At 65.1% G+C, this 25,429-nt stretch carries 21 protein-coding genes and 2 pseudogenes; 8 read left to right on the top strand and 15 right to left on the bottom strand.

Features of this window, described 5'->3' with window-relative positions:
- Positions 1–9: 9 nt before the first annotated feature.
- The 5 genes and pseudogenes from H8A95_RS20525 to H8A95_RS20505 all read left to right on the top strand — a co-directional run bounded on the left by H8A95_RS20525 (position 10) and on the right by H8A95_RS20505 (position 5,946).
- Positions 10–1,631, top strand: a pseudogene (locus H8A95_RS20525) (class I adenylate-forming enzyme family protein).
- 128 nt (positions 1,632–1,759) lie between these two features.
- Positions 1,760–2,416 carry a tetratricopeptide repeat protein gene (locus H8A95_RS20520; RefSeq protein WP_229184733.1) on the top strand — a complete coding sequence of 219 codons (657 nt, stop codon included), beginning with the start codon at positions 1,760–1,762 and terminating at the stop codon, positions 2,414–2,416.
- Between the two features lie 86 nt (positions 2,417–2,502).
- Entirely contained in the window at positions 2,503–3,051 is a 549-nt protein-coding gene (locus H8A95_RS20515; protein WP_229184732.1) for a hypothetical protein, read from the top strand.
- A gap of 259 nt (positions 3,052–3,310) precedes the next feature.
- Positions 3,311–4,702, top strand: coding sequence for a ribosome biogenesis GTPase Der (gene der, locus H8A95_RS20510; protein WP_229184731.1), 1,392 nt, complete (start codon positions 3,311–3,313; stop codon positions 4,700–4,702).
- Positions 4,699–5,946 (top strand): MFS transporter, encoded by a 1,248-nt coding sequence (locus H8A95_RS20505; protein WP_229184730.1) that lies wholly within the window; start codon positions 4,699–4,701, stop codon positions 5,944–5,946. Before der ends, H8A95_RS20505 begins: the two co-directional genes overlap by 4 nt.
- A 290-nt stretch (positions 5,947–6,236) precedes the next feature.
- Here H8A95_RS20505 and H8A95_RS20500 read toward each other — a convergent pair whose 3' ends face one another.
- Both H8A95_RS20500 and H8A95_RS20495 read right to left on the bottom strand, forming a co-directional pair.
- A complete protein-coding gene (locus tag H8A95_RS20500) occupies positions 6,237–8,012 on the bottom strand; it encodes a caspase family protein (protein WP_229184729.1) in 1,776 nt (591 codons plus the stop codon).
- Positions 8,013–8,172: 160 nt separating this feature from the next.
- A complete protein-coding gene (locus H8A95_RS20495; RefSeq protein ID WP_229184728.1) occupies positions 8,173–8,580 on the bottom strand; it encodes a nuclear transport factor 2 family protein in 408 nt (135 codons plus the stop codon).
- On the opposite strand from H8A95_RS20495, the gene H8A95_RS20490 reads away from it, so the two are divergent.
- Positions 8,485–8,868, top strand: coding sequence for a DUF2147 domain-containing protein (locus tag H8A95_RS20490; RefSeq protein ID WP_229184727.1), 384 nt, complete (start codon positions 8,485–8,487; stop codon positions 8,866–8,868). The genes H8A95_RS20495 and H8A95_RS20490 overlap by 96 nt on opposite strands.
- A 111-nt stretch (positions 8,869–8,979) precedes the next feature.
- Here the strand turns inward: H8A95_RS20490 and H8A95_RS20485 are convergent, their stop codons facing one another.
- From H8A95_RS20485 to H8A95_RS43840, 12 genes and pseudogenes are all read right to left on the bottom strand, one after another.
- Positions 8,980–10,215: an ABC transporter substrate-binding protein gene (locus tag H8A95_RS20485; protein ID WP_229184726.1), complete on the bottom strand. Its 1,236-nt coding sequence runs from the start codon at positions 10,213–10,215 to the stop codon at positions 8,980–8,982.
- A 150-nt stretch (positions 10,216–10,365) separates the two neighbouring features.
- Positions 10,366–11,502 (bottom strand): NHL repeat-containing protein, encoded by a 1,137-nt coding sequence (locus H8A95_RS20480; RefSeq protein ID WP_229184725.1) that lies wholly within the window; start codon positions 11,500–11,502, stop codon positions 10,366–10,368.
- Positions 11,503–11,682: 180 nt separating this feature from the next.
- The gene (locus H8A95_RS20475) at positions 11,683–12,423 is read right to left on the bottom strand and encodes an SDR family NAD(P)-dependent oxidoreductase (protein ID WP_229184724.1); all 741 of its coding nucleotides are present in this window, start codon (positions 12,421–12,423) and stop codon (positions 11,683–11,685) included.
- Positions 12,424–12,598: 175 nt separating this feature from the next.
- Positions 12,599–14,176, bottom strand: coding sequence for an amidophosphoribosyltransferase (gene purF / locus H8A95_RS20470; RefSeq protein WP_229184723.1), 1,578 nt, complete (start codon positions 14,174–14,176; stop codon positions 12,599–12,601).
- Between the two features lie 31 nt (positions 14,177–14,207).
- The gene (locus tag H8A95_RS20465) at positions 14,208–14,843 is read right to left on the bottom strand and encodes a CvpA family protein (protein WP_229184722.1); all 636 of its coding nucleotides are present in this window, start codon (positions 14,841–14,843) and stop codon (positions 14,208–14,210) included.
- A gap of 189 nt (positions 14,844–15,032) precedes the next feature.
- On the bottom strand, positions 15,033–16,535 hold the full coding sequence (gene radA / locus H8A95_RS20460) for a DNA repair protein RadA (RefSeq protein WP_229184721.1): 1,503 nt from the start codon (positions 16,533–16,535) through the stop codon (positions 15,033–15,035).
- Positions 16,536–16,981: 446 nt separating this feature from the next.
- Positions 16,982–17,407 (bottom strand): annotated as a pseudogene (locus H8A95_RS20455) (sulfite exporter TauE/SafE family protein); the annotation flags it as partial.
- Between the two features lie 125 nt (positions 17,408–17,532).
- Positions 17,533–18,336 carry an outer membrane protein gene (locus H8A95_RS20450; RefSeq protein WP_229184720.1) on the bottom strand — a complete coding sequence of 268 codons (804 nt, stop codon included), beginning with the start codon at positions 18,334–18,336 and terminating at the stop codon, positions 17,533–17,535.
- A gap of 327 nt (positions 18,337–18,663) precedes the next feature.
- The gene (locus H8A95_RS20445) at positions 18,664–19,434 is read right to left on the bottom strand and encodes an exodeoxyribonuclease III (RefSeq protein ID WP_229184719.1); all 771 of its coding nucleotides are present in this window, start codon (positions 19,432–19,434) and stop codon (positions 18,664–18,666) included.
- On the bottom strand, positions 19,431–20,741 hold the full coding sequence (gene alr / locus H8A95_RS20440; protein WP_229184718.1) for an alanine racemase: 1,311 nt from the start codon (positions 20,739–20,741) through the stop codon (positions 19,431–19,433). The genes H8A95_RS20445 and alr overlap by 4 nt, the downstream gene beginning before the upstream one ends.
- A 48-nt stretch (positions 20,742–20,789) precedes the next feature.
- On the bottom strand, positions 20,790–22,295 hold the full coding sequence (locus H8A95_RS20435; protein ID WP_229184717.1) for a replicative DNA helicase: 1,506 nt from the start codon (positions 22,293–22,295) through the stop codon (positions 20,790–20,792).
- Positions 22,296–22,586: 291 nt separating this feature from the next.
- Complete coding sequence (locus tag H8A95_RS43840) at positions 22,587–22,709, bottom strand: hypothetical protein (protein WP_274617440.1); 123 nt, start codon at positions 22,707–22,709, stop codon at positions 22,587–22,589.
- 134 nt (positions 22,710–22,843) lie between these two features.
- On the opposite strand from H8A95_RS43840, the gene H8A95_RS20430 reads away from it, so the two are divergent.
- A complete protein-coding gene (locus tag H8A95_RS20430) occupies positions 22,844–23,065 on the top strand; it encodes a hypothetical protein (protein WP_229184716.1) in 222 nt (73 codons plus the stop codon).
- A gap of 20 nt (positions 23,066–23,085) precedes the next feature.
- On the opposite strand, the gene H8A95_RS20425 is transcribed toward H8A95_RS20430, so the two are convergent.
- Positions 23,086–24,339, bottom strand: a complete 1,254-nt coding sequence (locus H8A95_RS20425; RefSeq protein WP_229184715.1) for an SAM-dependent methyltransferase — start codon at positions 24,337–24,339, stop codon at positions 23,086–23,088.
- Between the two features lie 258 nt (positions 24,340–24,597).
- Between H8A95_RS20425 and H8A95_RS20420 the strand changes: the two genes are divergently transcribed.
- Positions 24,598–25,429, top strand: an 832-nt coding sequence (locus H8A95_RS20420; protein ID WP_229184714.1) for a hypothetical protein, incomplete at its 3' end; no start/stop codon positions are given.

Below are 25,429 nucleotides of genomic sequence, written 5' to 3'. Positions count from 1 at the left end.
GAGGCTGATATGGACTGGTCGCAACACGCACTGCCGCTGATGCGGCTCGAGCCGCGCTTCGGCGACCGCGTCGTGCCGGCATTCGCGGAGCGGCCGACGAGCCTGTGGGCGATGATCGCGGATGCGGTCGCGCAGAATGGCGACGGCGAAGCGCTGGTCTGTGGCACGGCGCGCTTGAGCTGGCGCGAGGTCGCCGAGCAGTCGGCCAAGGTTGCGGCGGGTTTGCAAAACTCGGCCTTGTGCCCGGCGACCGCGTCGCGATCCTGCTCGGCAACCGCATCGAGTTCGTGCTGACGATGTTTGCCGCCGCCCATGCCGGGCTCGTGACGGTGCCGCTCTCGACGCGCCAGCAGAAGCCCGAGATCGCCTATGTGCTGAACGATTGCGGCGCCGAGTGTCTGGTGCACGAGGCCGCGCTTGCCGAGCGCATCCCTGACGCCGCCGATATTCCAGGTCTCGCGCATCGCGTATCAGTCAGCGACGACAGCACGTCGCAATTCGCTGCGCTACGCGACAACGCGCCGGCACGGGCGCCGGCGGAGGTGAGGGAAGAGGACACCGCGATGATCCTCTACACCTCGGGTACGACGGGCCGGCCCAAGGGCGCGATGCTCGCGCATTGCAATATTATCCACTCCTCGATGATTTTTGCGTCCTGCCTGAAGCTGACGAAAGCCGATCGCTCGATCGCCGCGGTGCCGCTCGCGCATGTCACCGGCGCGGACGCCAACGTCACGACCATGGCCCGCTGCGCCGGCGCGCTGATCATCATGCCGGAGTTCAAGGCGTCGGAGTATCTGAAGGTCGCGGCGCGCGAGCGCGTCAGCTACACGGTGATGGTGCCGGCGATGTACAATCTGTGCCTGATGCAGCCGGATTTCGACAGCACCGATCTGTCGAGCTGGCGCATCGGCGGCTTCGGCGGCGCGCCGATGCCGGTCGCGACCATCGAGAAGCTCGACGCCAAGATTCCCGGGCTCAAGCTCGCCAATTGCTACGGCGCGACCGAGACGACGTCGCCCTCGACCTTGATGCCGGGCGAACTGACCGCAACCCATATCGACAGCGTCGGCCTGCCGTGTCCGGGAGCCGAGATCGTTGTGATGGGCGCCGATGGCCGCGAGGTGCCGCGCGGCGAGATCGGCGAGCTCTGGATCCGCAGCGCTTCCGTGATCAAGGGCTACTGGAACAATCCGAAGGCGACGGCGGAGGGCTTCACCGCCGGGTTCTGGCATTCCGGCGATCTCGGTTCGATCGACGCCGACAATTTCGTTCGCGTGTTCGATCGCCAGAAGGACATGATCAACCGCGGCGGCCTGAAGATCTATTCGGCCGAGGTGGAATCCGTGCTGGCCGGCCACCCGGCCGTGGTCGAGAGCGCGATCATCGCCAAGCCGTGCCCGGTGCTCGGCGAGCGCGTGCACGCCGTGATCGTGACCCGCAGCGAGGTCAATGCGGAGAGCCTGCGCGCCTGGTGTGCCGAGCGTCTGTCGGACTACAAGGTGCCGGAGACCATGGCCCTGACCGCACAGCCGCTGCCGCGCAACGCCAACGGCAAGGTGATCAAGCGGCAGCTCAGGGAGAGCCTGGCGGGGGGCGTGAGCCGGGGTAGGACAAACTTCCCCGGTTAACGCTTTGATCCGGCTCGCTTTGCCTTGCCTCCGCCACACCGTTAGGGTAACGCCGCCGCGATGTGAGGATCAGGTAGGGGCTGCGCTCCACCGAGATTCGCGGTCCCGAGGGGATGGGATAGCCTTAAGTGTCTGAATTATTTGACGAAGTCGACGAGGAAGTCCGTCGCGATCAGCTCAAGAAGCTGTGGGACAAGTACTCGCTTTTCATCATCGCGCTGGCGATCATCGTGGTCGCGGGCGTCGGTGGCTGGCGTGGCTATCAATATCTCGAGGCCAAGAAGGCCGCCGAGGCCGGTGCGGCGTTCGACCGCGCCGTCGAGCTGTCGGACCAGAACAAGCACCCCGAGGCCGAGGCTGCGTTTGCCGACCTGGTCGCGAAGGCGCCGTCCGGTTACCGCACGCTGGCGCGGCTGCGCATGGCCGCCGAGGTCGCGACCCGCGACCAGCCGGCCGCCGCGAAACTCTATGACGACATCGCAGCCGACCGCAGCGTCGGCGGTCCCGATCAGGACCTGGCGCGGATCCGCGCCGCGCAGATCGTGATGGAAACCACGACCTATCCGAACATGCTGCAGCGGCTCGAGGCGACGGCGACGTCGAAGGACTCGACGTTCCGTCACTCCGCGCGCGAGCTGCTGGCGCTGTCGGCCTGGCGCGCCAACGATGCCACCGCCGCGCGGCAGTGGCTCGACCAGATTGCCAATGACGGCGAGACGCCGCCGAGCATGCGCTCACGCGCCGAAGCGCTGCAGGCATTGTTGCCGCCGGTCGCTAAAAGCTGATCTGAGGCATGATCCGGAAAAGTGGGGACCGGTTTTCCGATCGGATCATGCCCAGACAAAACCCGAGTTTGAGTGAGAGATCGACCATGCGCCGCTCGCAACGCCTGATCGCAGCCGCAGTTCTGACCGCGCTTTGCAGCGCGTTGGCAGGCTGCGGCGGTGGCGGCATGGCCAATTTCGATCCGAGTGACCTGCTCGACTTCCTCGACACCAAGAAGAAGCTGCAGGGCGACCGCAAGCCGGTATTCCCCGAAGGCGTGCCCGGCCTCGAGCAGGGCGTGCCGAAGGAATTGTACAAGGGCTCGCAGCAGGAACAGCTCGACCAGCAGAACGCCGCGGCGGCCGCCGCTGCCCAGCCGGCTCCGCCACCCGAGCCGCCGAAGGGTGCCAAGAAGCACGCCAAGCGAGCCGCGCCGGCCGCTGATCAGGCGGCCGCTCCCGACGCTGCAACCGATGAGGGCGCCCCCGCCGCGGTGCCGCCGGATCCTAAGCCGAAGAAGATCGTCCGCCGCCGCACCACGGCGCCGCCCGCCGACGACCAGCAGGCGCAGCCGGCGCCGCCGGCCCAGCAGACCACGCAACAATCCGGCGGCGCGTTCCCCGCGCCGCTACCGAGCGGCGGATTTAGCCGCTAATTGCCAGCGCGATTCCACCTCGCCCCGCCTGCGGGGAGAGGTCGGAATTCAAGCACAGCTTGAATTCCGGGTGAGGGGGAGTCTCCACAAACTGACTACTTGCGGTGTTCGCGGAGAGGGCCCCTCACCCCAACCCTCTCCCCGTAAGAACGGGGAGAGGGAGTAGGTGCCTCATCATTTGCTTCGACCGCTCTCCATTCCTGCTGTAGTTCTTTCCAGCACCTTGACCCGCGGACTACAGACCGCGCCTGGATAATCCATGTCCTTCACCATCGCCATTATCGGCCGGCCCAATGTCGGAAAGTCGACGCTGTTCAACCGGCTGGTCGGCCAGAAGCTCGCGCTCGTCGACGACGAGCCCGGCGTGACCCGTGACCGCCGCGAGGGCCAGGCCAAGCTCTACGATCTCGAATTCACCATCATCGACACCGCGGGGCTCGACGAGGGCGCCAAGGGCTCGCTGACGGCGCGGATGCAGGAGCAGACCGAAACCGCGATCGAGCTCGCCGACGCGCTGATGTTCGTGATCGACGCCCGGGTCGGCCTGACCCCGACCGACCGCGCCTTCGCCGACTTCGCCCGAAAAGCCAACAAGCCGGTGGTGCTGGTCGCCAACAAGGCTGAGGGCAGGCACGGCGAGATCGGCGCGATGGAATCCTACGCGCTCGGCCTCGGCGATCCCGTCCAGATCTCGGCCGAGCATGGCGAGGGCATGGCCGACCTCCACGAGGCGCTGAGCGCGTTGATGCCGGAGCCTGCCGAGGAGGAGGAAGAGGAAGAGGAGATCGAGGGTGTCGAGGATTGGTCGGACGAGGAGATCGCGCAGCGCCCGATCCGCGTCGCCATCGTCGGCCGGCCCAATGCCGGCAAGTCGACCCTGATCAATCATCTGCTCGGCGAGGAGCGGCTGCTGACCAGCCCCGAGGCCGGCACCACGCGTGATTCCATCGCAGTCGAGATCACCTGGCAGGGCCGCCAGTTCCGGGTGTTCGACACCGCCGGGCTGCGCCGCCGCTCGCGGATCGAGGAGAAGCTGGAGAAGCTCTCGGTGGCCGACGCGCTGCGCGCGGTGCGCTTCGCCGAGGTCGTCGTGATGATGATGGATGCGCAGAACAAGTTCGAGGAGCAGGATCTGCGCATCGCCGACCTGATCGAGCGCGAGGGCCGTGCCATCGTGCTCGCGGTCAACAAATGGGACCTCGTCGAGCGCAAGCCCAACCTGATCTCGCAGCTGCGCATCGATGCCGACCACTGGCTGCCGCAGGTCAAGGGCGCGCCGATCGTGGCCGTCTCCGGCCTGATGGGCGAGGGCATCGACCGCCTGATGATTGCGATCCAGGAGGCCTATGCGGTCTGGAACCGGCGGCTGCCGACCTCGGCGCTCAATCGCTGGTTCGAGCAGGCGATCCAGGCCAGCCCGCCGCCGGCTGTCTCCGGCCGCCGGCTGAAGCTGAACTACATCACGCAGGTGAAGGCGCGTCCGCCGAGTTTTGTGCTGTTCTGCTCGCGCGCCGACGCGATCCCGAGATCCTATCTGCGTTACCTCACCAACTCGCTGCGTGAGACCTTCGATCTGCCGGGCACGCCCATTCGTATTACGCTAAGAGAAAAGGCCAATCCGTTCGCCCACAAGCGCAAACGGCCGTCATGAGCGGCGAGGCCGGGGCTGAGGCGATTTCGGTGCCGCAACCGCGCCGCGGTGCCGTGATCTTCATCTTCATCACCCTGCTGCTCGACATGCTCGCGCTCGGGATCATCATCCCGATCCTGCCCAAGCTGATCGAAGGTTTCGTCAACAACGACACCGCAAACGCGGCGCGCATCTTCGGCGTGTTCGGCTCGATCTGGGCATTGATGCAGTTCGTCTGCTCGCCGATCCTGGGCGCGCTGTCCGATCGCTTCGGCCGCCGGCCGGTGGTGCTGGTGTCGAATTTCGGCCTTGCTGCCGACTATGTGCTGATGGCGCTGGCGCCGAACCTGATCTGGCTGTTCATCGGGCGGGCGATCTCGGGCATCACGTCGTCGAGCATCTCGACCGTGTTCGCCTACATCGCCGACGTCACCGCGCCGGAGCAGCGCGCCGCGATGTTCGGCAAGATCGGCGTTGCCTTCGGCGCCGGCTTCATCCTCGGACCGGCGCTGGGCGGGCTGCTCGGCCAGATCGATCCGCGGCTGCCGTTCTGGGCGGCGGCGGCTTTGAGCTTCGTCAACGGGCTCTATGGCCTGTTCATCCTGCCGGAATCGCTGCCGCCTGAGCGGCGTGCGCCGTTCAAATGGAAGAGCGCCAACCCGATCGGCGCGCTGCGTTTCCTGCTTTCGAACCGGACGCTGGCCGGCCTGTCGCTGGCGACATTCTTCGGCCAGCTTGCGCATGTCGTGCTGCCGTCGGTGTTCGTACTCTACGCCACCTATCGTTACGGCTGGGACACCGGCACGGTCGGCGCGACGCTCGCGCTGGTCGGCCTCTGCGGCATGATCGTGCAGGGTGCAGCGATCGGCCCGATCGTCAAGCTGCTCGGCGAGCGCAACGCGCTGTTCCTAGGTCTCGTCTGCGGCGCTTTGGGCTTCGTGATCTTCGGCGCGGCGCCGACCGGCCAGCTGTTCTGGATCGGCATTCCCGTGATGGCGCTGTGGGGCATCTCCGGCGCCGCGACGCAGGCACTGACGACGCAGCTCGTAGCCGCCGACCAGCAGGGCCAGTTGCAGGGTGCGACATCCAGCGTGCAGAGCATGTCGGAATTGATCGGCCCGTTCCTGTTCACGCTGACGTTTGCGTATTTCATCGGCGACAATGTTCCGCTGAAAATGCCTGGCGCGCCGTTCTATCTGGCCGGCGCGCTGCTGCTGCTCGCGCTCGCCATTGCCTGGCGCGCGACGGCGGCAAAGAGAACGTAGCTTCGTAGAGAGCGTAGCTCCAAGGGCGTGCTGCTGTTCCGCTGGCGGGTAGAGTTCGGCGTGGCAAAAAAGGAGCGCGCGAGGCTTGCTTCCGTCGCGCTGGCGGACAACACGGTGGCCACGCGCTTTCTGCGACCGCCTGAAGGAATGATGGCAGTTGATCTGCCCGACGGCGGCGTGCCTTTGCTCCGATTGGCAGCGATCCCGATGTCGTGCGGGCGCGTTCGATCGCGCGACGGCACAGTCATGCGCATCGGCGGTAAAAGCTCGGGGCGGCACCGGCAGGCGCATTATTCATTGCGACCGTTGAATACGGGGTTCGATGATTGCAGCGCGTTGAGGGCAGTAAAGGTCTCGGTGTCAAATTCGCCATCGGTACGACCCCTGTAAAGCCCAAAATCTCCCAGTAGCTTCTGTACCTCGCTCTTTGTGTCGGCATGCCAGGTAGCGTTCAGATCGAAAAGACTCTTTCGTGCAGAGTCAGACCCCATTCGAAAAGCCGTCAGGAGATATTCTGCCGCTTGCCTCGCATCGCGATCCACACCATCACCCTGGTCAAGAACCAACGCGTAATTGCGCATACCGCCGGGGTTTCCGCTGGCGGCTGCTCGCTCAAACCAGCGAGCCGCTTCGGCCTTGTCCTTCAAAACTCCTATTCCGTTCTCATAGAGATAGGCGAGGTCCGACATCGCAGCCCCGAGACCCTTGTCTGCGGCGCGCCGAAACCAAGAGGCGGCCGCACTCGCGTCTGCTTTGACTACGACGCCATTCAAATGCGCAATTGCGATCTGCCACATTCCCGCCGGGTAGCCGTCCCGCGCGAGATCGAGCAGGATGTCGAGGGCATACACACCGTCGGCCTTGCTCGGCGATCGCAGTAGCGCGCGGGCGAGCTGGACACGAAGGCGCGGCGTCGCGGGGGCCTGGAGAACGGCTGCGATGCAAGCCGGCGCAGCCTCTTTGATGTTGATGTCTTTCAACTCAACCCGCGGCGCGCGCGAATCGGGGACGTCCAATCCATAGCTGGCAAGGCGGTCGCACATCGCAACCGCGTTCGGGGTAGCCCATTTATGAGCGGCGCGGACCAGCTGTGATTGTCGCCCAAGGTACTCACTGAAGGCGCGATTGTTGAATGCGGGGCGAATGGCGGGTTGCTGCTGTGATGGTGTTTGTGTAACCGTCGGTGGTTGAGGAAGCTTGTTTTTGGCAACAGCCTCGTCCTGGTCGCGTTTCGCTGGCGCTATGCCATCGCTCGCTAGGTACACCTGCCCAATGATCTGGTCATAGTAGGCGGGCACCTGCGTATGGCTTACGGTTTGCGAAAGGTTTCGCACGGCTACTTGAATCGACTTTGCAACGTCGACTAGCGAACGGTCCTTCTTCTGAATCTCCTTGAGAAAGACCCGGGTGAAGACCGAGTTTGGATCGAAGTCGCTATCAGAAAGGCGATCCAGTGCCGATTGTCCCACCCCGGCGGAGTAAAGAAGGAAAACTCCTTCTGGAGGTGTGCCCATAGCGAGCCCGCGCGCACCCCCGACAGTTCTGGTCGCGCCGGCTCTGAATGGATTGTCGCGGCACGCATCCAGGACGAAAATTGTGACACGAGCCCCGCGGTCCTGCAAATCGGAGAGAATCTTGTCGATTGGAACGGCCTCGCCGGTGAGAAGACTTTCCTGGCCCTGGTCAACGGGCGGCAGGTCTGTAGGCAGGATGTAGTTCGTCCCCCGGATTTCGATCCCGTGTCCGGCGTAGTAGAGAAAGGCGAAATCGCCCGGCTCGACACGATCCAAGAATGCGGACAGCTGCCGAATGAAATCGCGGCGACCAAGGTCGGTTGCAAGATGAACCTGAAAGCCCATTATTTCCAGGGCGGAAGACACGGCTTTGGCATCGTTTACTGCCCTTTCAAGCTTGGGCACACTTTCGTAGGCATTGTTGCCCACGACGAGCGCCACGCGTTTTTCTGCGCGTGCTTCAAAACCTGCCGAAAGGGGCACTGCGAACGCGCAAGCGAGTAAGACCACGCGAATTTTGGAATTGGGGCGGGCTTTCATGATCGCGTCCATCAGTGCCTGGCGTCTGGGAAGGCTCTAACGTAGCCTGCCCATACAACACTTGGCTTGGCAGCGTAGCACCGGACCTGCGGACGAACATTGGATTTCGTCCGTGCTGGCCGAAGCCGCTGCGAAAAGTGGCGGGTTACGCCTGCGGCTAACCCACCCAATTTTATTCCGTCGCCGGCACCGAATGGTGCTCATGCGTGATGAACCAGTCACCATCGACCTTGCACAAGCCGATCGTCAGCCTGAACTGAAACGTGGCGTCGGGCGCGCCGCACCGCATCACCGCGACGGCGAAGGCCACGTCATCGCCGGCCGTGATCGCGATGTCCTCGATATCGAAGGCGTAGGACGAACGTTGACAGCCGAAAAACAGATCCCAGGTCTTCCTGTACGCATCAAGTCCACGTGAAACGGACAGGCCCGCATCCGCCTCGAGCGCTGCGGCAATACGCGTGACCGCATCTGCGGCTTCATCGTGTGGATGAAGGATCCGCTCGATCCGCGCGGCCAGCCGCTCCGCGACAGCTTCAATGCCGATCCCGAGAAGCGAACGCGCGCGCTGCTCGGCCATCAGCTGATCCTGGGATTGAAGGCGACGCCAGAAGGCCGGTTCGACGGCGACATCTACAATGCCGAGGACGGCAAGTCCTATTCCGTCTCGCTGTGGCGCGACGCCTCCGACCGGCTCAAGCTGAAGGGATGTCTGCTCAAGTTTCTCTGCCAGACCCAGACCTGGAAGCAGACGCTCGACGTGCAGCCCGGACAGCTCGTCGGCCTGACCGGTGACGCCGGCGGCCCGCGTGCCGACAGGGAGTGGGCATCGTTGCCTGCGCCGGCAAGGAAGTCGGCGGCGAAGTGATGAGAAGGAGTAGGGCGGGTTAGCGAAGCGTAACCCGCCGACTTCGTGCGCGGAGACGATGGTGGGTTATGCCTTCGGCTAACCCACCCTACGCAGCGTACGGCAGCTCGCTTATTTCTTCACCAGCGGACACTCGCTGGCCTCGAGCGGCTTGGCGGCGTCGTCCGGAGAGATGGTGGCGATCAGCTTGTAATAGTCCCAGGGATATTTGGACTCTTCCGGCTTCTTCACCTCGAACAGATAGGCCGGGATGATACGGCGGCCGTCGATCCGCAACGGACCCTTGCCGAACAGCGGATCGTCGGTCGGGATCTCCTTCATCTTGGCGACGACCTTGGCGCCGTCATGCGGATTGCCGCCCATCGCGTCCAGCGCCTTCAAATAATGCAGCACGCCGGCATAGACGCCGGCCACCGTCATCGAGGGCATCGAGCCCTTCGGCGAGACCTTCTGGAAGCGCTTCGACCAGGCCCGGGTCTGGTCGTTCATGTCCCAATAGAACGACTCGGTGAAGGTGAGGCCCTGGGCGATCTTCAGGCCGAGCGCATGCACGTCGTTGACGAACAGCAACAGTGCCGCGAGCTTCTGCCCACCCGCGGTGATACCGAATTCGGACGCCTGCTTGATCGCATTGGTGGTGTCGCCGCCGGCATTGGCGAGGCCGATGATCTTGGCCTTGGAAGCCTGCGCCTGCAGCAGGAACGAGGAGAAGTCGGCGGTGTTGAGCGGGTGCTTGACGCCGCCGAGCACCTTGCCGCCGTTCGCGGTGACGACCGCCGCGGTGTCGCGCTCCAGCGCATGGCCGAAGGCGTAGTCGGCGGTGAGGAAGAACCAGCTGTCGCCACCGGCCTTGGTCAGCGCCTTACCGGTGCCGTTGGCCAGCATGTAGGTGTCGAACGTGTAGGAGATCGTGTTGGCGTTGCAGGCCTTGCCGGTGAGGTCGGCGGTCGCAGCCCCCGAGTTGAGCACGATCGAGTTCTTCTCCCTGGCGAGGTTGCTCACGGCGAGCGCAACGCCGGAGTTCGGCGTATCGGTGATGATGTCGACCTTCTCGTTGTCGATCCAGTTGCGCGCGATGTTGACGCCGACGTCGGGCTTGTTCTGATGATCGCCGCTGACCACCTCGACCTTCCAGCCCTTGGCGCGAAGCCCGGAGTCTTCCACCGCCATGTTGGCCGCGGCCACCGAGTTCGGGCCGCCGATGTCGGCATAGAGGCCCGACATGTCGTTCAGCACACCGATCTTGACGTTCTTGTCTTGTTTTTCTTGGGCAACGGCCGGCGTTGCAAGTCCGAGTGCAGCGCAAGCGAGTAGCACGGCGTGGCGCCGCGCGAGCGTCGTCGTCATCAGACATTCCCTCCACTGTGATTTATCCGGGCGGCCCTCTTGTGGAGCCTTGTGCCGGTCGTTCGAGTTCCCGCTTACCCTTTCCGGGTGGAAGCGGCAATCCGCATAAAGCCGGATGAACTGCGTCCAAGCGTCATCCCGCCGTCATCCTCACTTCAGCGCGTCCGAGGTCAGCTTGAACTTCTGGATCCGCTTGCCCTCGACCTCGCCGGTATAGACGTTGCCCTTCTGGTCGACCGCCATGACATGGAGGAGGGCGAACTGGCCGGCATTGCGGCCGCTGTGGCCGAAGGCGCCGACGACAGAGCCGTCGTCGCGCTTGATGATGCGGATCTCGTTGTTGGCGCCGTCGGCGTTGAGCAGATAGGTCTGCTTCGGATCGGGCCACAGCGCGAGATCGAACACCGCGCCGTCACCGCGGGTGTTCTTCTCGTAGAACCATTCCCGCACGAAAGTGCCGTTCTTCTGGAACACCTGGATGCGGTCCTGGCTGCGATCGCAGACATAGACCAGCCCGTCATTGGCGATCTTGATGCAATGCACGGGATTGCCGAACTGCTCCTGCACCGCAGCGCTTGGATCGTAGGGCGGTTGCTTGTCGTCGGTGGGGAGCTTGCCATAGCCGCCCCAGTGCCGCTTGTAGGCCAGCGTGGTGGCGTCGAACACGATGACGCGGCGGTTGCCGTAGCCGTCGGCGACGTAGAGCTCGTTGGCCGCCTTGTCGATCGCGATTCCCGCGGGCCGGCCGAGCTGGGTGGGGTCGTTGCTGTTGGTGCGCGCTGCGATCTTGCCGATCTGGCCGAGATATTTGCCGTCGAGCGAGAACTTCAGGATTTCGCTGTCGTCATCGGCATTGCCGCCGATCCAGACGAAGCCGCGCTCGTCGACCTCGATGCCGTGCTCGCGGCCGACCCATTGGTAGCCGTCGCCGGGACCGCCCCAGGATCGCAGCAGATTGCCGTCGACGTCGAACTCCAGCACCGGCGGCGCGGCCACGCAGCACTTTGCCCGCGGCGGAGTGAGGCTCGCTGCCTTCTCGCCATCGGTCAGCGAGCGCGGCCGGTGGACCACCCAGATGTGCCCCTGCCAGTCGACGGTGATGCCGCCGATCTGGCCGAGGATCCAGTTGTTGGGAAGCTGTTTCGGCCAGGAGGCATCGACCGCGAAGGTCGGGACGTCGCCGGCCTTGGCCGGCGCGGGCGGAACGAGAAGCGCTGACGATGCGATGCAGGCGGAGAGAAACAATCCGGACAGAATGGAGCGCGCGCGATTGAACGTCGGCGTCATGATGCCTCCCGAGCTTCTTCTTGGCGGCCGTGCCGCTGCGGAGGGCAGTCAATCGCGGGGAGGGGAGCGAGTCAATCCGTTCCGCCGTCATTGCGAGGAGCGATAGCGACGAAGCAATCCATGCCTCCGCACGCGCTGAGAAATGGATTGCTTCGCTTCGCTCGCAATGACGGGAGACGCCTACACCGGCGGCTGGAAAGTCCGCAGCGTGCGTGCCTTGTAGTCGTAGAGCTTGCCGGTTTCGGTCCAGTCCGGCGCGCACATCGGCACGATGAATTCGGCGGCCATGTCGGGCGTATCCAAGGTCATCGGGTCTTCGCCGGGAAACACCTGCGCGCGCATCCGCGTGCGGATCGGGCCGGGGCTGAACAGATTGACGCGCAGCGCCGTGTTGGCGGTCTCGTTGGCCCAGGAGCGGACCAGTGCGTCGAGCGCGGCCTTCGAAGCCGCGTAGGGGCCGAGATAGGCGCTGGCCTTGTGCGCCACGCCCGACGTCACGAACACGGCGCGGCCGGCGTCGGACTGGCGCAGCAGCGGGTCCATGCAGCGGATCAGCTGGAAATTGGCGGTGACGTTGATCGCGAACACGTCGTTCCACGGCTTCAGCTCGATGTGACCGAGCGGCGACGAGGGGCCGGCGGTGCCGGCATTGCCGACGAGGATGTCGAGCTTGCCGTGGCGCTCATGCAGCGCGAGCCCGAGCCGCGCGATGCCGTCGTAATCGGTGAGCGAGAGCGGCACCAGCGTAGCGCTGCCGCCGGCCTTCCTGATCTCGTCGTCGAGCTCTTCCAGCCCGCCTTGCGTGCGGGCCACCGCGACGACATGCGCGCCGGCTTTGGCCAGCGCGACCGATGTCGCATAGCCGATCCCGCGCGAGGCGCCGGTCACGAGGGCAATCCGGGAGGCGAGGGGCTTTGTCATGGAAGGGACTCTAACAAATCGTCGTCCCTGCGAAAGCAGGGACCCATACGCCGTGACGGCGATAATGGAAGAAAGTGTTCGTGTCTAATGCTGCTCCAGCCACATAGGCCGGTGGTCATGGGTCCCTGCTCCGTGCGCAACCGCGCACTCGGCAGGGACGACAGCGAGGATGTGGCTAGCTCGCTTCCGCCAGCAGCGAGAGCTGGCGCGGCGAGGGCTCGGTTTCGCTCTGGTCCGTGAGATGGGTCGGATAGGCGCCGGTGAAGCAGTGGTCGGCGAACCTCGGATTTGCCGGGTCGCGGCCCTCATAGCCCATCGCGCGGTACATGCCGTCGATCGACAGGAAGGCGAGCGAGTCGGCGCCGATGATGTCGCGCATCTCCTCGAGCGAATGGGTCGCGGCGAGCAGCCCGCCGCGATCGGGAAGGTCGATGCCGTAATAGTCGGGATAGAGGATCGGCGGCGAGGCAAGCCGGAAGTGCACCTCGCGGGCGCCGGCGTCGCGCATCATGCGCACGATCTTCTTCGAGGTGGTGCCGCGCACCAGCGAGTCGTCGATCAGGATGATCCGCTTGCCCTCGATCGCAGCGCGGTTGGCCGAATGCTTCATGCGCACGCCGAGCTCGCGCACGGTCTGGGTCGGCTGGATGAAGGTCCGGCCGACATAGTGGTTGCGGATGATGCCGAGCTCGAACGGCACGCCGGAATACTGGCTGTAGCCGACCGCCGCGGGCACGCCGGAATCCGGCACCGGCACCACGACGTCGACCTCGGGATGGCTCTCGCGCGCGAGCTGGGCGCCGAACGCCTTGCGCACGTCGTACACCGAGCGGCCGCCGACGATCGAATCCGGCCGCGCGAAATAGATGTATTCGAAGATGCAGGGCCGAGCCGGCTTCGGCGGGAACGGCTTGTGGCTGTGCGCGCCCTTCTCGTCGAACACGATGATCTCGCCGGGCTCGATGTCGCGGACATATTTCGCGCCGATCATGTCGAGCGCGCAGGTCTCCGAGGTCAGGATCGGACGGCCGTCGAGATCGCCGAGCACCAGCGGGCGGATGCCGAGCGGGTCGCGCGCGCCGACCAGCTTCTTGTTGGTCAGCGCGACCAGAGCGTAGGCGCCCTCGATGGTGCGCAGCGCCTCGATGAAACGGTCGATGAAGCGGGTGCGCTTCGACTGTGCGACGAGATGCAGGATCACCTCGGTGTCAGTGGTCGACTGCATCATGGCGCCGCCCTTGACCAGCTCGCGGCGCAAGGTCAGGCCGTTGGTCAGGTTGCCGTTGTGGCCGACCGCAAAGCCGCCGGCGCTGAGCTCGGCGAACAGCGGCTGCACGTTGCGCAGGATGGTCCCGCCGGTGGTGGAATAGCGGACATGGCCGACCGCGGCATTGCCGGGCAGGCGATCGATCACCTCGCGGCGGGAGAAGGCGTCGCCGACCAGGCCGAGCCGGCGTTCACTGTGGAAGCGGCCGCCGTCGAACGAGACGATGCCGGCGGCTTCCTGGCCGCGGTGTTGCAGGGCATGCAGCCCGAGCGCGGTGATCGCAGCGGCCTCGGGGTGGCCGAAGACGCCGAATACGCCGCATTCCTCGCGGAGTGTGTCGCCGTCGATATCTGGGTGGTATCTGAGGTCGTCTCGGAGATGATCTTGCCGGAGATGGTCCTGTCGAGGATGTTCCTGCAATTCGATCGGGCCGAGGTCGAGATCCATTTGGTCGGCGTGATCGGAAGGGGTTTGCATCTCGTTCATCGCCTCTCGTGAGGGGCCCAAACCAAATAAGTTATCGGCCCGCGGGTTTCTCGATCAGCTTTTTCAAGCCGTCACGCGCAGGTTTGCTATAGCCATCGCCCGACGCTGGCGTCGCCTGATCATTGGTATCAGCCGCAGAATCGTCGTCCGGCTTATTCTTCTTGAACTTCTTTAAGATGGTGTTCTCGGGGTCGTCAGGCAAGAGCGACATCAGCCAATCCCCGGTTCCCTGCAGCACCACCCGGGACTTTGCCCCGGTCACCCAGTCGGGCCGCTGCTTGTCCGGAACCAGCCAGGTGAAGAACATGAACGCCACGACCACGATCAGCAGGCCGCGGGCGAGCCCGAACAGGAAGCCCAGGGTGCGGTCGAGCGCGCCGATCCGGGAATCCAGGATCATGTCCGAGATCCGCACCGTGATGATCGAGACCACGATCAGCGTGCCGATGAAGACGCCGGCTACCACGACCACGGCTGCGACCGTGTCGTTATTGAAGTAAGTCTTGGCGGTCGGCAACAGCTTCGAGAAAGCATACAGCGTGACCAGCGCGGCGGCGCCCCAGGCCGCGATCGACAGGATCTCGCGCATGAAGCCGCGCACCATCGCAAGCAGGCCCGAGATCAGCATCACGCCGAGCAGGACGAGATCGAGTATCGTTATGGGCATCGGCTGGTCAGGTCCGCTGGTACGTTTCGGTACGCTGTTAAGGGCTTACGCTGGTTAAGAGCTCTCGCGAATCGGCGAAGTCGGTGCCGTCCTAACTGAGGCGCATCGGGGGCATCCGGCAAGGCCGGAGCGCCACCTGTCCCGCGCGGCGGATGTATAGCGGCGAGGGGCAGATACGTCACGCCCGCTTTAGCCGGTCTCGCGACGGAATCGGGCCGGTGTGGCATTTTTCCCAGCCGTATCAGCGTCTCCGGAGCCGCTCGGGTCGCCTCTTGGCGTACCTTCGTCGTTCCTCGGCGCAGCCCGGCCGCCCCGAGGCGTCCCGCGTGCGGCGATTTCGGCGACCAGGGTGGTCAGATTGCCGACGCTGTTGAGCGCGAGCCCCGCATCGCCGCCGCCGTCGCCGCGGGCCGATTCGGGCAGGATGGCGCGGCCGAAGCCGAGCTTCAGGGCCTCCTTCAGCCGGGCCGGGGTCTGCGCCACCGGGCGGATCGCACCCGACAGCGAAATCTCGCCGAAATAGACCGCGTCCGTCGGCAAGGGCGCATTCACCAGCGAGGACACCAGCGCAGCCGCCGCGGCGAGGTCCGCGGCCGGTTCCTGGATGCGCAGGCCGCCCGCGACATTGAGATAGACGTCATGTCCGGACAATTTGACGCCGCAATGCGCCTCGAGCACCGCCAGCACCATCGACAGCCGGCTCGGGTCCCAGCCGACCACGGCGCGGCGCGGCGTGCCGAGCGAGGTCGGCGCCACCAGCGCCTGCAATTCGACCAGCACCGGGCGGGTGCCCTCGATGCCGGCGAACACAGCCGTGCCCGGGCTGCCGAGCTCGCGTTCCGAGAGGAACAATTCGGAGGGGTTGGTGACCTCGCGCAGGCCTAGCCCGGTCATCTCGAACACGCCGATCTCGTCGGTCGCGCCAAAGCGGTTCTTGGCCGAGCGCAGGATGCGGAACTGCTGCGAGCCTTCGCCCTCGAACGACAGCACCGCATCGACCATGTGCTCGACCACGCGGGGGCCGGCGATCTGGCCGTCCTTGGTCACATGGCCGACCAGGATGATCGTTGCCCCGGTCTTCTTGGCGAAGCGAATGAGGGCCTGCGCGGAGGCGCGGACCTGGGTCACGGTGCCGGGCGCCGACTCCACCGTGTCGGTCCACATGGTCTGGATCGAATCGATCACGATCAGCCGCGGCACCGCGCCTTCCGACAGCGTCGAGACGATGTCCTCGACCGAGGTTTCGGAGGCGAGCTGCACCGGCGCGTCGGCGAGCCCGAGCCGCTCGGCGCGCAGCCGCACCTGGGCGACCGCCTCTTCGCCGGAGATATAGACCGCGCGGTGACCGGCGCGCGCCATCATGGAGGTTGCCTGGGTCAGCAGCGTGGATTTTCCGATGCCGGGATCGCCGCCGACCAGCAGCACCGAGCCGCGGACGAAGCCGCCGCCGGTGACGCGGTCGAGCTCGGTCATGCCCGACGAGAGCCGCGGCGCGTCCTGGGTCTTGCCCGATAGTGATTCTAGCGCGAACGTCCGTCCCTTGCGCTTGCTGCGGATCGAGACCGGCACCGAGCCTGTGGTGTCTTCCTCGGCCAGCGTGTTCCACTCGCCGCAGGAATCGCACTTGCCCTGCCAGCGATTATACGCCGCGCCGCAGTTTTGGCAGACGAAGGAGAGGGTGGATTTGGCCATGGGTGGACTCGATTCCGCATTCTCTGCATAGCACGGATCAGGAGGTGGCAACGCCGATCGCTGTTTGGAGATCAGCACCAAGCCGAATGTGTTTTACGTCCGCGAGCGGGACCGGTTGGTCCTGTCGACGTGCCCTGGAGCGGCGCCGGATGGGAAGTCGGCGCACTCAGTCGATCGGCGCGCTATCGCAAGACGCTGCCTGGTTTGCGGGCTTGTGCCGCGTCTAGACGCGGTTATCTCGCGCAGGCAGCAGCAGGGAAGTCATCTGCGCACGGTGGAGGCGAATTTCTCAAAATCTGTCAGCACTTCGATGTGCTCAGATGTCTTCATGTTCGCGAGGCAAAAGTAGCGGTTAATACCGTAGGGCGCAGCCGTTCGTCTTTCAATTCGGAAGAGTGTTGGATTAACGGCTCGCCACCTAGGATTGGAGATCAGTGTCGCATCAAAGTTTGTTGAGAAATGCCGGTGAGATAGCCGATCACGGCGCCGCCGATTGCGAGATGCCAGAGACTGGCCTTCAGCTCGTGTCGTTCCAGCCAGTGCCGCACCGGCACCATCGCGATCAGGAACAGGCCGATCGCCACGTCGACCGCGTGCGAGGGTAGAGCGAGCAGGGTGCGCGCACCGAGCGCCGCGGCCGGAATCCCCATGATCGAGTAGGCGGCGCAGGCGCGCCAGTCGACCTCGCGCCACCAGGCGAGAATCCGCGACAGATTGGCCATCACGGCGGCGACCGCCATGATCGGCACCGCCTGTTTCGGCCCGTACTGATAGACCAGCACCGGCATCAGCATGATCGACGAGCCGGTGCCGACGATGCCTGAAATGGTGCCGGCGACCAGGCCGACGATGAGGACGAAGAGGAAGCCCACGCGCACTCCGGGACCTGATCCCGAGCCGCGCTGGATGCCCATCTCGGGAGAGGAGGCTCAGTGTGGCCTCATGGTTCGAGGCGGCGCAAGGGCGCCCTGAACCACAGACAACCGCGCGCGCGGCGTCAGTACTTCGCGACGACCGGGCCGCCGAAGCGGTAGTTGACGCGCACCGTCACCATGTCGACGTCCTGGCGGATGCGCTCGTCATGGTTGATCTGGGCGATGAAGGCGGGATCGTAGGTCATGTGAACAGTGTCGGTTCCCATGAACAGATGGTCGTATTCGACCGCCAGCGACCAGTTGGGCGCGATCGCATACTCGGCACCGGCGCCGATCGTGCCGCCCCAGCGCGTCTCGCTGCCGTGGTCGGCGATGAAGCCGACCGGCAGGCCGAGTCCGAATGCCGGCGTGATGAAGCTCTCGTATCGATCGCGCACCACCGCCGCGCCGCCCTTCGCATAGAGCAGGAAGGCGCCCCAGGAATAGCCGATCTGTCCCGTGAAGAGGCCGATGGCATCGATCTTCGATCGGTTGGCGAAGCCCGCGAACAACGGCGCGACGGAGGGGTTCGAACCGGAGAGGTCGGCCCAATTGCCCTGCGCTTCGACGCCGAAGACCCAGGCGGCCTGTTGCCAGCGATAGCCGATCTGGCCGCCGGCGGTCGCGCCGCTTGCGGTGTGGCAGCCTTCCGGCCCGGTGAAGTTCAGGACGCCCAGCGTCGGATTAGTGATGGCGAAGGGGACGATGTCCCAGCACTTCCGGCTCCAGCCGCCGCCGCCATTGGCGCCGACATAGAAACCGCTCCAGTCATAGGTGGCGGCGACGATCGGGGGCGCCTTGACGTAGGGGCGAGCGGCGAGGTCGGCCGCGGAGGCAGTTGCAATGCCGAGCATGAGCGCGGACGCAGCGACGAAATATGTCTTCATGTGCAGCCCCCAATGCATGAATCAAATCGATGCGAGTGTAGTCGATTTCCACGACCCCCGGCTGTACCTGGTTCGCCACATCCGGCCGCATTCGGTGGTATCGGGCGGCCTCGACGAGGTGCGCGAACGCGAAGCTGCGTCCTCATCCTCAACTGTTATCGCCCGGCCCACCGTCATCCCTGCGAAAGCAGGGACCCATAACCACCGGCAGTCATTGTTGAGCGACGCCCGAACGACGAGTCTCTTCGACAACATCCGCTGCGGAGTATGGGTCACTGGTTTCGCAGGGACGACAGCAGTGGTGGGGCAGACGTCATCGCCGCCCCGTCACTTCAACACCACCCACGCCGGCGCATGATCGCTGGCGCCTTCCTCGCCGCGGATGTCGCGGTCGACGCCGGCCTCCGCGAGCCGCGCTGCCAGGTCGGGGCTGAGCAAGAGATGATCGAGCCGAAGGCCGGCATCGCGCGGCCAGCGGTTGCGCATGTAGTCCCAGAAGGTGAACATCGGCTGGTCAGGATGCAGCGTGCGGATCGCATCGCACCAGCCCTGATCGACCAGCACCTTGAACGCGGCGCGGCTCTTCGGCTGGATCAGCGCATCCTTGTCCCACGACCGCGTCGGATAGATGTCGAAGGGCGTCGGCGCAACGTTGTAGTCGCCGGCGAGCACCACCGGGACGTTCTGCTTGAGCAGCTTGGCGGCGTGGGCGCGCAGCCGCTTGAACCAGGCCAGCTTGTAATCGAATTTCGGTCCGGGCTGCGGATTGCCGTTCGGCAGATAGAGGCTGGTGACGACGATGCCGCGCACCGCGGCCTCGATGTAGCGCGCCTCGTGATCGAAGGCGTCGCCGGGCAGGGCGGTGCGGATCAGCACGGGCTCGGCCTTGCGCGCGAGGATGGCGACGCCGTTCCAGGTCCTCTGTCCCTGCCACACTGCGCCGTAGCCGGCCTTCGCGATCGCAGCAGCGGGAAACTCGGCGTCGCTTGCCTTGAGCTCCTGCAAGCTCACGACGTCGGGCTTGGCCGATTTCAGCCAGCGCAACAGGTTCGGCAGCCGGCGGTTGACGTTGTTGATGTTGAAGGTCGCGATCTTCATGGGCACGCGCGACCGGTCACGTCATCAGCCGATGGCAATGGTGGCGGTGCAGGCGGCGCTGCCGTCGGCATGGCAGGGGGCGCTGCTTGCGAGGCGGCCGGCTCGCTGTTCTCGACAACGGTGCCGCTCGTCGCGGAGACGGCATCGCCGCCCTTGTAGATGCGCACGAAGCGGCGGCCGAGGCTGGTCAGCACCTCATAGCCGATGGTGCCGAAATGATGCGCGACCTCGTCGACCGTGATGCCTTCGCCGATCAGCGTCACCATGTGGCCGCGCCGCACGGCGTTCTTGTCGAGATCGGTAATATCGACCGCGATCAGGTCCATCGAGACGCGGCCGGCGATCGGGCAGCGCTTGCCGGCGACCACGACCTCGGCGCCACGGGTGCCGTCATTGGCGCTGGCGGCGCGGAAATAGCCGTCGGCATAGCCGGCGGAGACGATCGCAAGCCGGGTCGGCCGGCGTGCGGTCCAGGTGCCGCCGTAGCCGACGGTCTCGCCGCGATCGATGTTGCGGATCTGCACGATGCGCGCCTTGAGGTCGACCACCTGCTGCATCGGGTTGTCGGCCTCCGGCGTCGGATTGACGCCGTAGAGCGCGCAGCCCGGCCGCACCATCTCGAACTGGAATTGGGCGCCGAGGAACACGCCGGAGGAGTTCGCCAGCGACGCCGGCACGCCGGTGAACAGGCTCGCGATCTCGCGGAAGCTTGCCAGCTGCTTGGCGTTGGCGGGGTTGTTCAAGAGTTCGGCGGAGGCGAGGTGGCTCATCACGAGCGTGATGCCGTGATCGCCGGCATTGATCCGCGGGATGATGCCTTGCGCTTCGCTGACCGTGAGGCCGAGCCGGTTCATGCCGGTATCGATATGGATGGCGGCGCCGCCGGACCAACCGGAGCGGCGGCAGAACACGTCCCACTCGGCGAGTTCATTGAGATCGCCGATCACAGGCTTGCAGTCGATCTTGGCGTAGGCCTCGCCGGTCTGCTGGAAGAAGCCGCCGAGCGAATATACCGTTGCCTGCGGAGCGGCTGCACGCACCGCGGCGGCCTCCTCGACGCTCGCGACGAAGAAGGTCTTGCAGCCCGCCTTGGCAAGCGCCCGCGCAACCTGTTCGGCGCCGCAGCCATAGGCGTTGGCCTTGACCACGGCGGCGCATTCGGCGGGCACTGCGGTCTTCTCGAGCTTGCGCCAGTTGGCGATGATGGCGTCGAGGTCGATGGTGAGGATGCCGGTGGCGGCCGGATGGGCCGCCAGCAGATTGGCTTCGGGCGTCAGCTGCGATTTCGCGTCGGTCACGATGTTCATGCCCCCGTTGTACGCGCGGGGCTCCTGCCGTTCAACCGCGCCGCGGAATCAATGGGAGTGATCCGGAATCTGACCGTCGGGTGCGAGATCGCCGAACCTCGTCACGCTGGCCTCGAAGTGCAATTCGACGGTGCCGGTCGGGCCGTGGCGCTGCTTGCCGATGATGACTTCGGCTTTGCCATGGGCCAGTTCCAGCTCCATCTGCCATTTCTCGTGCTCGGGCGTGCCCGGCCGCGGCTCCTTGTTCGCCAGGTAGTATTCCTCGCGATACACGAACATCACCACGTCGGCGTCCTGCTCGATCGAGCCGGATTCACGCAGGTCGGAGAGCTGAGGTCGCTTGTCGTCGCGGTTTTCGACCTGACGCGACAGCTGCGACAGCGCGATGACCGGGACGTTCAATTCCTTCGCCAGCGCCTTCAGATTGGTGGTGATCTCGGTGATTTCCTGGACGCGGTTGTCGTTGCCCTTCTTGCCCGAGCCCTGCAGCAGCTGGATGTAGTCGATCACGATCAGATCGAGGCCCTTCTGCCGCTTGAGGCGGCGGGCACGGGCGGTGAGCTGCGAGATCGAGAGACCACCGGTTTCGTCGACATAGAAGGGCAGCGATTGCAGCTCGATCGAACAGTCGCGGATCTTCTCGAAATCGAGCTCCGAGATACCGCCGCGGCGGATCGAGCTCGAGGGAATGCCGGTGCGTTCGGCGAGAATACGGGTGGCGAGCTGTTCGCCGCTCATTTCGCAGGAGAAGAAGCCGACGCAGCCGCCGTTGACCGCCTTGGTGGTGCCGTCTGCCTGGACCTCGGGCACATAGGCCTTGGCGATGTTGTAGGCGATGTTGGTGGCGAGCGATGTCTTGCCCATGCCGGGACGGCCGGCGAGCACGATAAGGTCGGACGGTTGCAGGCCGCCCATCCGGGCATCGAGATCGCGCAGGCCGGTCGAGATGCCGGACAGTTTGCCGTCGCGCTGGAACGCCTTCGCCGCCATGTCGACGGCAATCGTCAGCGCCTGCGAGAAGCGCTGGAAGCCGCCGTCATAGCGGCCGGTTTCGGCAAGACTGTAGAGCTGCCGCTCGGCATCCTCGATCTGCGCCCGCGGGGCAAAGTCGACCGGCGCGTCATAGGCGACGTTGACGATCTCCTCGCCGATCTGGATCAGGTTGCGGCGCAGGCTGAGATCGTAAACGGTACGTCCGTAATCCTGCGCGTTGATGATGGTGGTCGCTTCGGCGGCGAGCCGCGCGAGGTATTGGCCGACCGTCATGCCGCCGATGTCGAGCTCGGCCGGCAGGAACGTCTTCAGGGTCACGGGGTTCGCGACCTTGCCCATCCGGATCAGGCTTCCGGCGGTTTCATAGATCTGCTGATGGATGGTTTCGAAGAAGTGCTTCGGCTCCAGGAAGTCGGAGACGCGATAGAAGGCGTCGTTGTTGACCAGGATCGCGCCCAGAAGGCCTTGTTCCGCTTCGATGTTGTGCGGCGCACTCCGGTAGGCCGCGGAGGCGGCGGCGTCGGGCGCGAGCTTGTGGACGTTCGAATCAATCAAGGCCATGGACGAGCTTATTCTTCTGATTTCGTCGTTACTGCGATTTTCGGATGTGGGGCGGCGATCAAGCGCCAGCCCGGCACGAAGCGAAAGGACGGATGTTTCTTATGCACGATTCACACAACGCGATGTGTGAATCCCGGACAGCCGGATGCATTCCGCTTGACTGGGTCTTGTCAGAAACCGGGCAGGGTCCGGCCGATCAGCAATGTCGTTGGTAAAAATCGGATGCCGCCTGAACCTTTTTCAGGACCGGCGAACCCATGGAGAGGTGAGGCGGCTGTTGGCGTCGGGTCCTCAGACCAGGACGAGGAAAGCCAGCGCGATCAAGGCGGCCACCACGCCAGTGGCGATCAGGGCGTAGTCGGTCGCGATATCGCGCTGCGGGTCCAACATCGTCTGGTGCGTTTCTCGGGTCATTCCGGATCACTACGACAGCCCGGAACAGACCTCTGTGAAGCAGATCACACCTGCCGCATTTTTCTTTGCGCCAGGTTCGCGGGAACGACCCGGCGGATTCCGGGTTGTCTTCGCTCAGGGAAGATACGGCGACGATGGCTCAAGAGTTTCAGACGATGCGATTGAGGCTTGGCCGGGCAGGTGGCATGGACCGCCGCTGGCTGGCGTCGCTCGTCGATGCCATGGAGCAGTCGGCGCGTCCGGAGGTCCGGAATGCTCCCTGCGATGCCCGGCTGGTCTCGGCCGCCGTGGCCCATCTGGCGCGTCCGGCACCGACCTTCGCCCATTGCGGATCGGCCTACAGCCTGCGCAACTAGCGACACCCGTTGTTTTGGTCTCACTCGCCGGCGAGTTGCAGCCGGGGTTTGGCGGCGACCGCTTCCCTGAGCCGCAGCCGGGCTTCCTCGTGCCCGATGTAGTCGCGGGTGATCGGGACGACGCCCTGGCGCTTGGTGAGCTGGAGCTGGAAGTTCATCATGTTCTGCACCCGGAACGACATCTCCGAGGCCGCCAGGTAGAATTCCCACATTCGGGCAAAGGCCTCGTCGTAAAGGCGCACCGCCTCCTCGCGCCGCGCCATGAAGCGCTCGCGCCACGCCTTCAGCGTCTCGGCATAGTGCAGCCGCAGGATCTCCATGTCGCAGATCAGCAGTCCGGCCTTCTCGATTGCCGGCATGACCTCGGAGAGCGCCGGAATATAGCCGCCGGGGAAGATGTACTTCCGGATCCAGGGGCTGGTGACGTCGGGACCGGTCGAGCGGCCGATCGAATGCAGCACCATGACACCGTCATCGCTCAGGAGCTCGGCGCAGCGCTTGAAGAAGGTTTCGTAGTAGGCGACCCCGACATGCTCGAACATGCCGACCGAGACGATACGGTCGAACGGGCCGGGAATGTCGCGGTAGTCCTGCATCAGGAAACGCGCGGAATCCGCCAGGCTCCGCTCCGCCGCCCGGGCGTTGGAGATCTGCAGCTGCTCGGTCGACAGCGTGACGCCGGTGACGTCGGCGCCGCTCATCTCGGCAAGATAGAGCCCGAGTCCGCCCCAGCCGGAACCGATGTCGAGGATACGGTGGCCGGGCTTGATCAGGAGCTTTGCGGCGAGGTGGCGCTTCTTGGCGAGCTGGGCGTCGTCCAGCGTCGCGTCAGGCGCCTCGAAATAGGCACAGCTGTATTGCTTGTCTGCATCGAGGAAGAGGGAATAGAGGCGGCCGTCGAGATCGTAATGGCTGGCGACATTGCTCCTGGAGCGGCCACGCACATTGATCTGCTGGGCACGCCGTCCGAGGAACCGCACCCAGGCCTGCATCCTGGCAAAGTTCGGCAGCATGGCCGCCTGGCCCATCAGGACCGCCAGCACCTCGGCGATGGTGCCTCGCTCCACCACGAACGTGCCATCCATGAAGGCTTCGCCGAGATAAAGTTCCGGATCGACCAGAACGCGGACTTCAGCCGCCCTGGTCATGAAACGCGCGGCGACCGGCGTGCCGGTGCCGTCACCGCAGCTGAATTGGGCGCCGCTCGCGGTCGTGAACGTGATCGAACCGCGGCGGATGAAGCGCCCCAAGAAGTATCGCAACAATCGGTCCATCGAGACACCAACGGAACGGCAAGCTGCACACCGACACCACCGGAGCTGATCACTCCAATGTGTCCCCAACCCAAAGATAGGCAGGGAATTCGGGCGCGCTATTGCGTTGTGGTCAAAGCCGATATTCCAAAATGTGACAATTGCGTGGATGCGTCATGCGCGCGCTTCCATTCGCGTGATAATCGGCTAAAAGGTGACCGCCGCGGCCGATCCATGAGGCGCAGGCGGCGATTTTTCCGGAATCTGGAGACTTAAGGAATGTTGAGCCGAGCCCTCAGTCTGGCGGCGGTGACGCTTTTGATTGGCTGCCTGTCAGCCGTACCGGCGGAAGCGCAAAACCTCGAGGCCGGCAAAAGCCCCTCCCAGATCTTCGCAGGTACCTGCACCGTTTGTCATAAGAGCCCGCGCGGCCTCTTGAAGTCGGTGCCGGCCGGTTCGCTGCCGGGCTTCCTGCGCCAGCACTACACGACGTCCAGCGACATGGCCGGCATCCTCGCGTCCTACCTGATTTCGAACGGCGCCAACGACCCGCGCTACCAGGCCAAGGATCAGCCGAAGGGCGCCAAGGGCAGGGAAGGCCGCCAGGAGGCGAACCAGTCGCCGGAGCAGCCGTCCGAGCGTCCCGCCCGACGGCAGAATCAGGGTGCCGCGCCGCAGGAAGGGGCGAAGCCCGACGCCGACGGCTTGAATCCCGAAGGACATTCCGCTCACCGCGGCAAGCGCATGACGCGGCCGAGCGAGGCGCCCGAGGGTGCCAGGCCGGACGACGGTCAGGCCCCGCAGGCCGCGGGCGAGGGCAAGCCGTCACGTCAGAAGCACGGCCGTCGCGGCAAGCCCGTCGAGGAGCCGAAGTCCGAGGACGCACCCAAGGGCGAGGCCGCGGGTGAGGAGCCCAGGACCGCGGTCAAGCGCGAGGACAAGGGTGAGGCCGAGAAGCCGGCAAAGCCGGCCTCCCAGCCCGATACGGCCAAGGTCGATGCGCCCAAGAGCAATGCAGGCAGCGAACCGGCTCCCGCGCGATCCGACCCGGTTCCGCAGGTCACACCGGCGCCTGGGCCCGCTGCTGCCCCATCGCCCGCGCCGGCGCCCG

Source organism: Bradyrhizobium oropedii (genome assembly GCF_020889685.1).
In the GTDB taxonomy this organism is placed as follows: Bacteria; Pseudomonadota; Alphaproteobacteria; order Rhizobiales; family Xanthobacteraceae; genus Bradyrhizobium; species Bradyrhizobium oropedii.
Note: the sequence above shows the minus strand (reverse complement) of the source record. Positions and strands in the feature narration are given on the sequence as shown.

Excerpts from the sequence above, each read along its gene's own strand:
- H8A95_RS20515 (WP_229184732.1), top strand. The coding sequence starts at position 2,503 with ATGCGCCGCTCGCAACGCCTGATCGCAGCCGCAGTTCTGACCGCGCTT.
- der (WP_229184731.1), top strand. The coding sequence starts at position 3,311 with ATGTCCTTCACCATCGCCATTATCGGCCGGCCCAATGTCGGAAAGTCG.
- H8A95_RS20505 (WP_229184730.1), top strand. The coding sequence starts at position 4,699 with ATGAGCGGCGAGGCCGGGGCTGAGGCGATTTCGGTGCCGCAACCGCGC.
- H8A95_RS20500 (WP_229184729.1), bottom strand. The coding sequence starts at position 8,012 with ATGGACGCGATCATGAAAGCCCGCCCCAATTCCAAAATTCGCGTGGTC.
- H8A95_RS20495 (WP_229184728.1), bottom strand. The coding sequence starts at position 8,580 with ATGGCCGAGCAGCGCGCGCGTTCGCTTCTCGGGATCGGCATTGAAGCT.
- H8A95_RS20485 (WP_229184726.1), bottom strand. The coding sequence starts at position 10,215 with ATGACGACGACGCTCGCGCGGCGCCACGCCGTGCTACTCGCTTGCGCT.
- H8A95_RS20480 (WP_229184725.1), bottom strand. The coding sequence starts at position 11,502 with ATGACGCCGACGTTCAATCGCGCGCGCTCCATTCTGTCCGGATTGTTT.
- H8A95_RS20475 (WP_229184724.1), bottom strand. The coding sequence starts at position 12,423 with ATGACAAAGCCCCTCGCCTCCCGGATTGCCCTCGTGACCGGCGCCTCG.
- purF (WP_229184723.1), bottom strand. The coding sequence starts at position 14,176 with ATGAACGAGATGCAAACCCCTTCCGATCACGCCGACCAAATGGATCTC.
- H8A95_RS20465 (WP_229184722.1), bottom strand. The coding sequence starts at position 14,843 with ATGCCCATAACGATACTCGATCTCGTCCTGCTCGGCGTGATGCTGATC.
- radA (WP_229184721.1), bottom strand. The coding sequence starts at position 16,535 with ATGGCCAAATCCACCCTCTCCTTCGTCTGCCAAAACTGCGGCGCGGCG.
- H8A95_RS20450 (WP_229184720.1), bottom strand. The coding sequence starts at position 18,336 with ATGAAGACATATTTCGTCGCTGCGTCCGCGCTCATGCTCGGCATTGCA.
- H8A95_RS20445 (WP_229184719.1), bottom strand. The coding sequence starts at position 19,434 with ATGAAGATCGCGACCTTCAACATCAACAACGTCAACCGCCGGCTGCCG.
- alr (WP_229184718.1), bottom strand. The coding sequence starts at position 20,741 with ATGAACATCGTGACCGACGCGAAATCGCAGCTGACGCCCGAAGCCAAT.
- H8A95_RS20435 (WP_229184717.1), bottom strand. The coding sequence starts at position 22,295 with ATGGCCTTGATTGATTCGAACGTCCACAAGCTCGCGCCCGACGCCGCC.
- H8A95_RS43840 (WP_274617440.1), bottom strand. The coding sequence starts at position 22,709 with ATGACCCGAGAAACGCACCAGACGATGTTGGACCCGCAGCGCGATATC.
- H8A95_RS20430 (WP_229184716.1), top strand. The coding sequence starts at position 22,844 with ATGGCTCAAGAGTTTCAGACGATGCGATTGAGGCTTGGCCGGGCAGGT.
- H8A95_RS20425 (WP_229184715.1), bottom strand. The coding sequence starts at position 24,339 with ATGGACCGATTGTTGCGATACTTCTTGGGGCGCTTCATCCGCCGCGGT.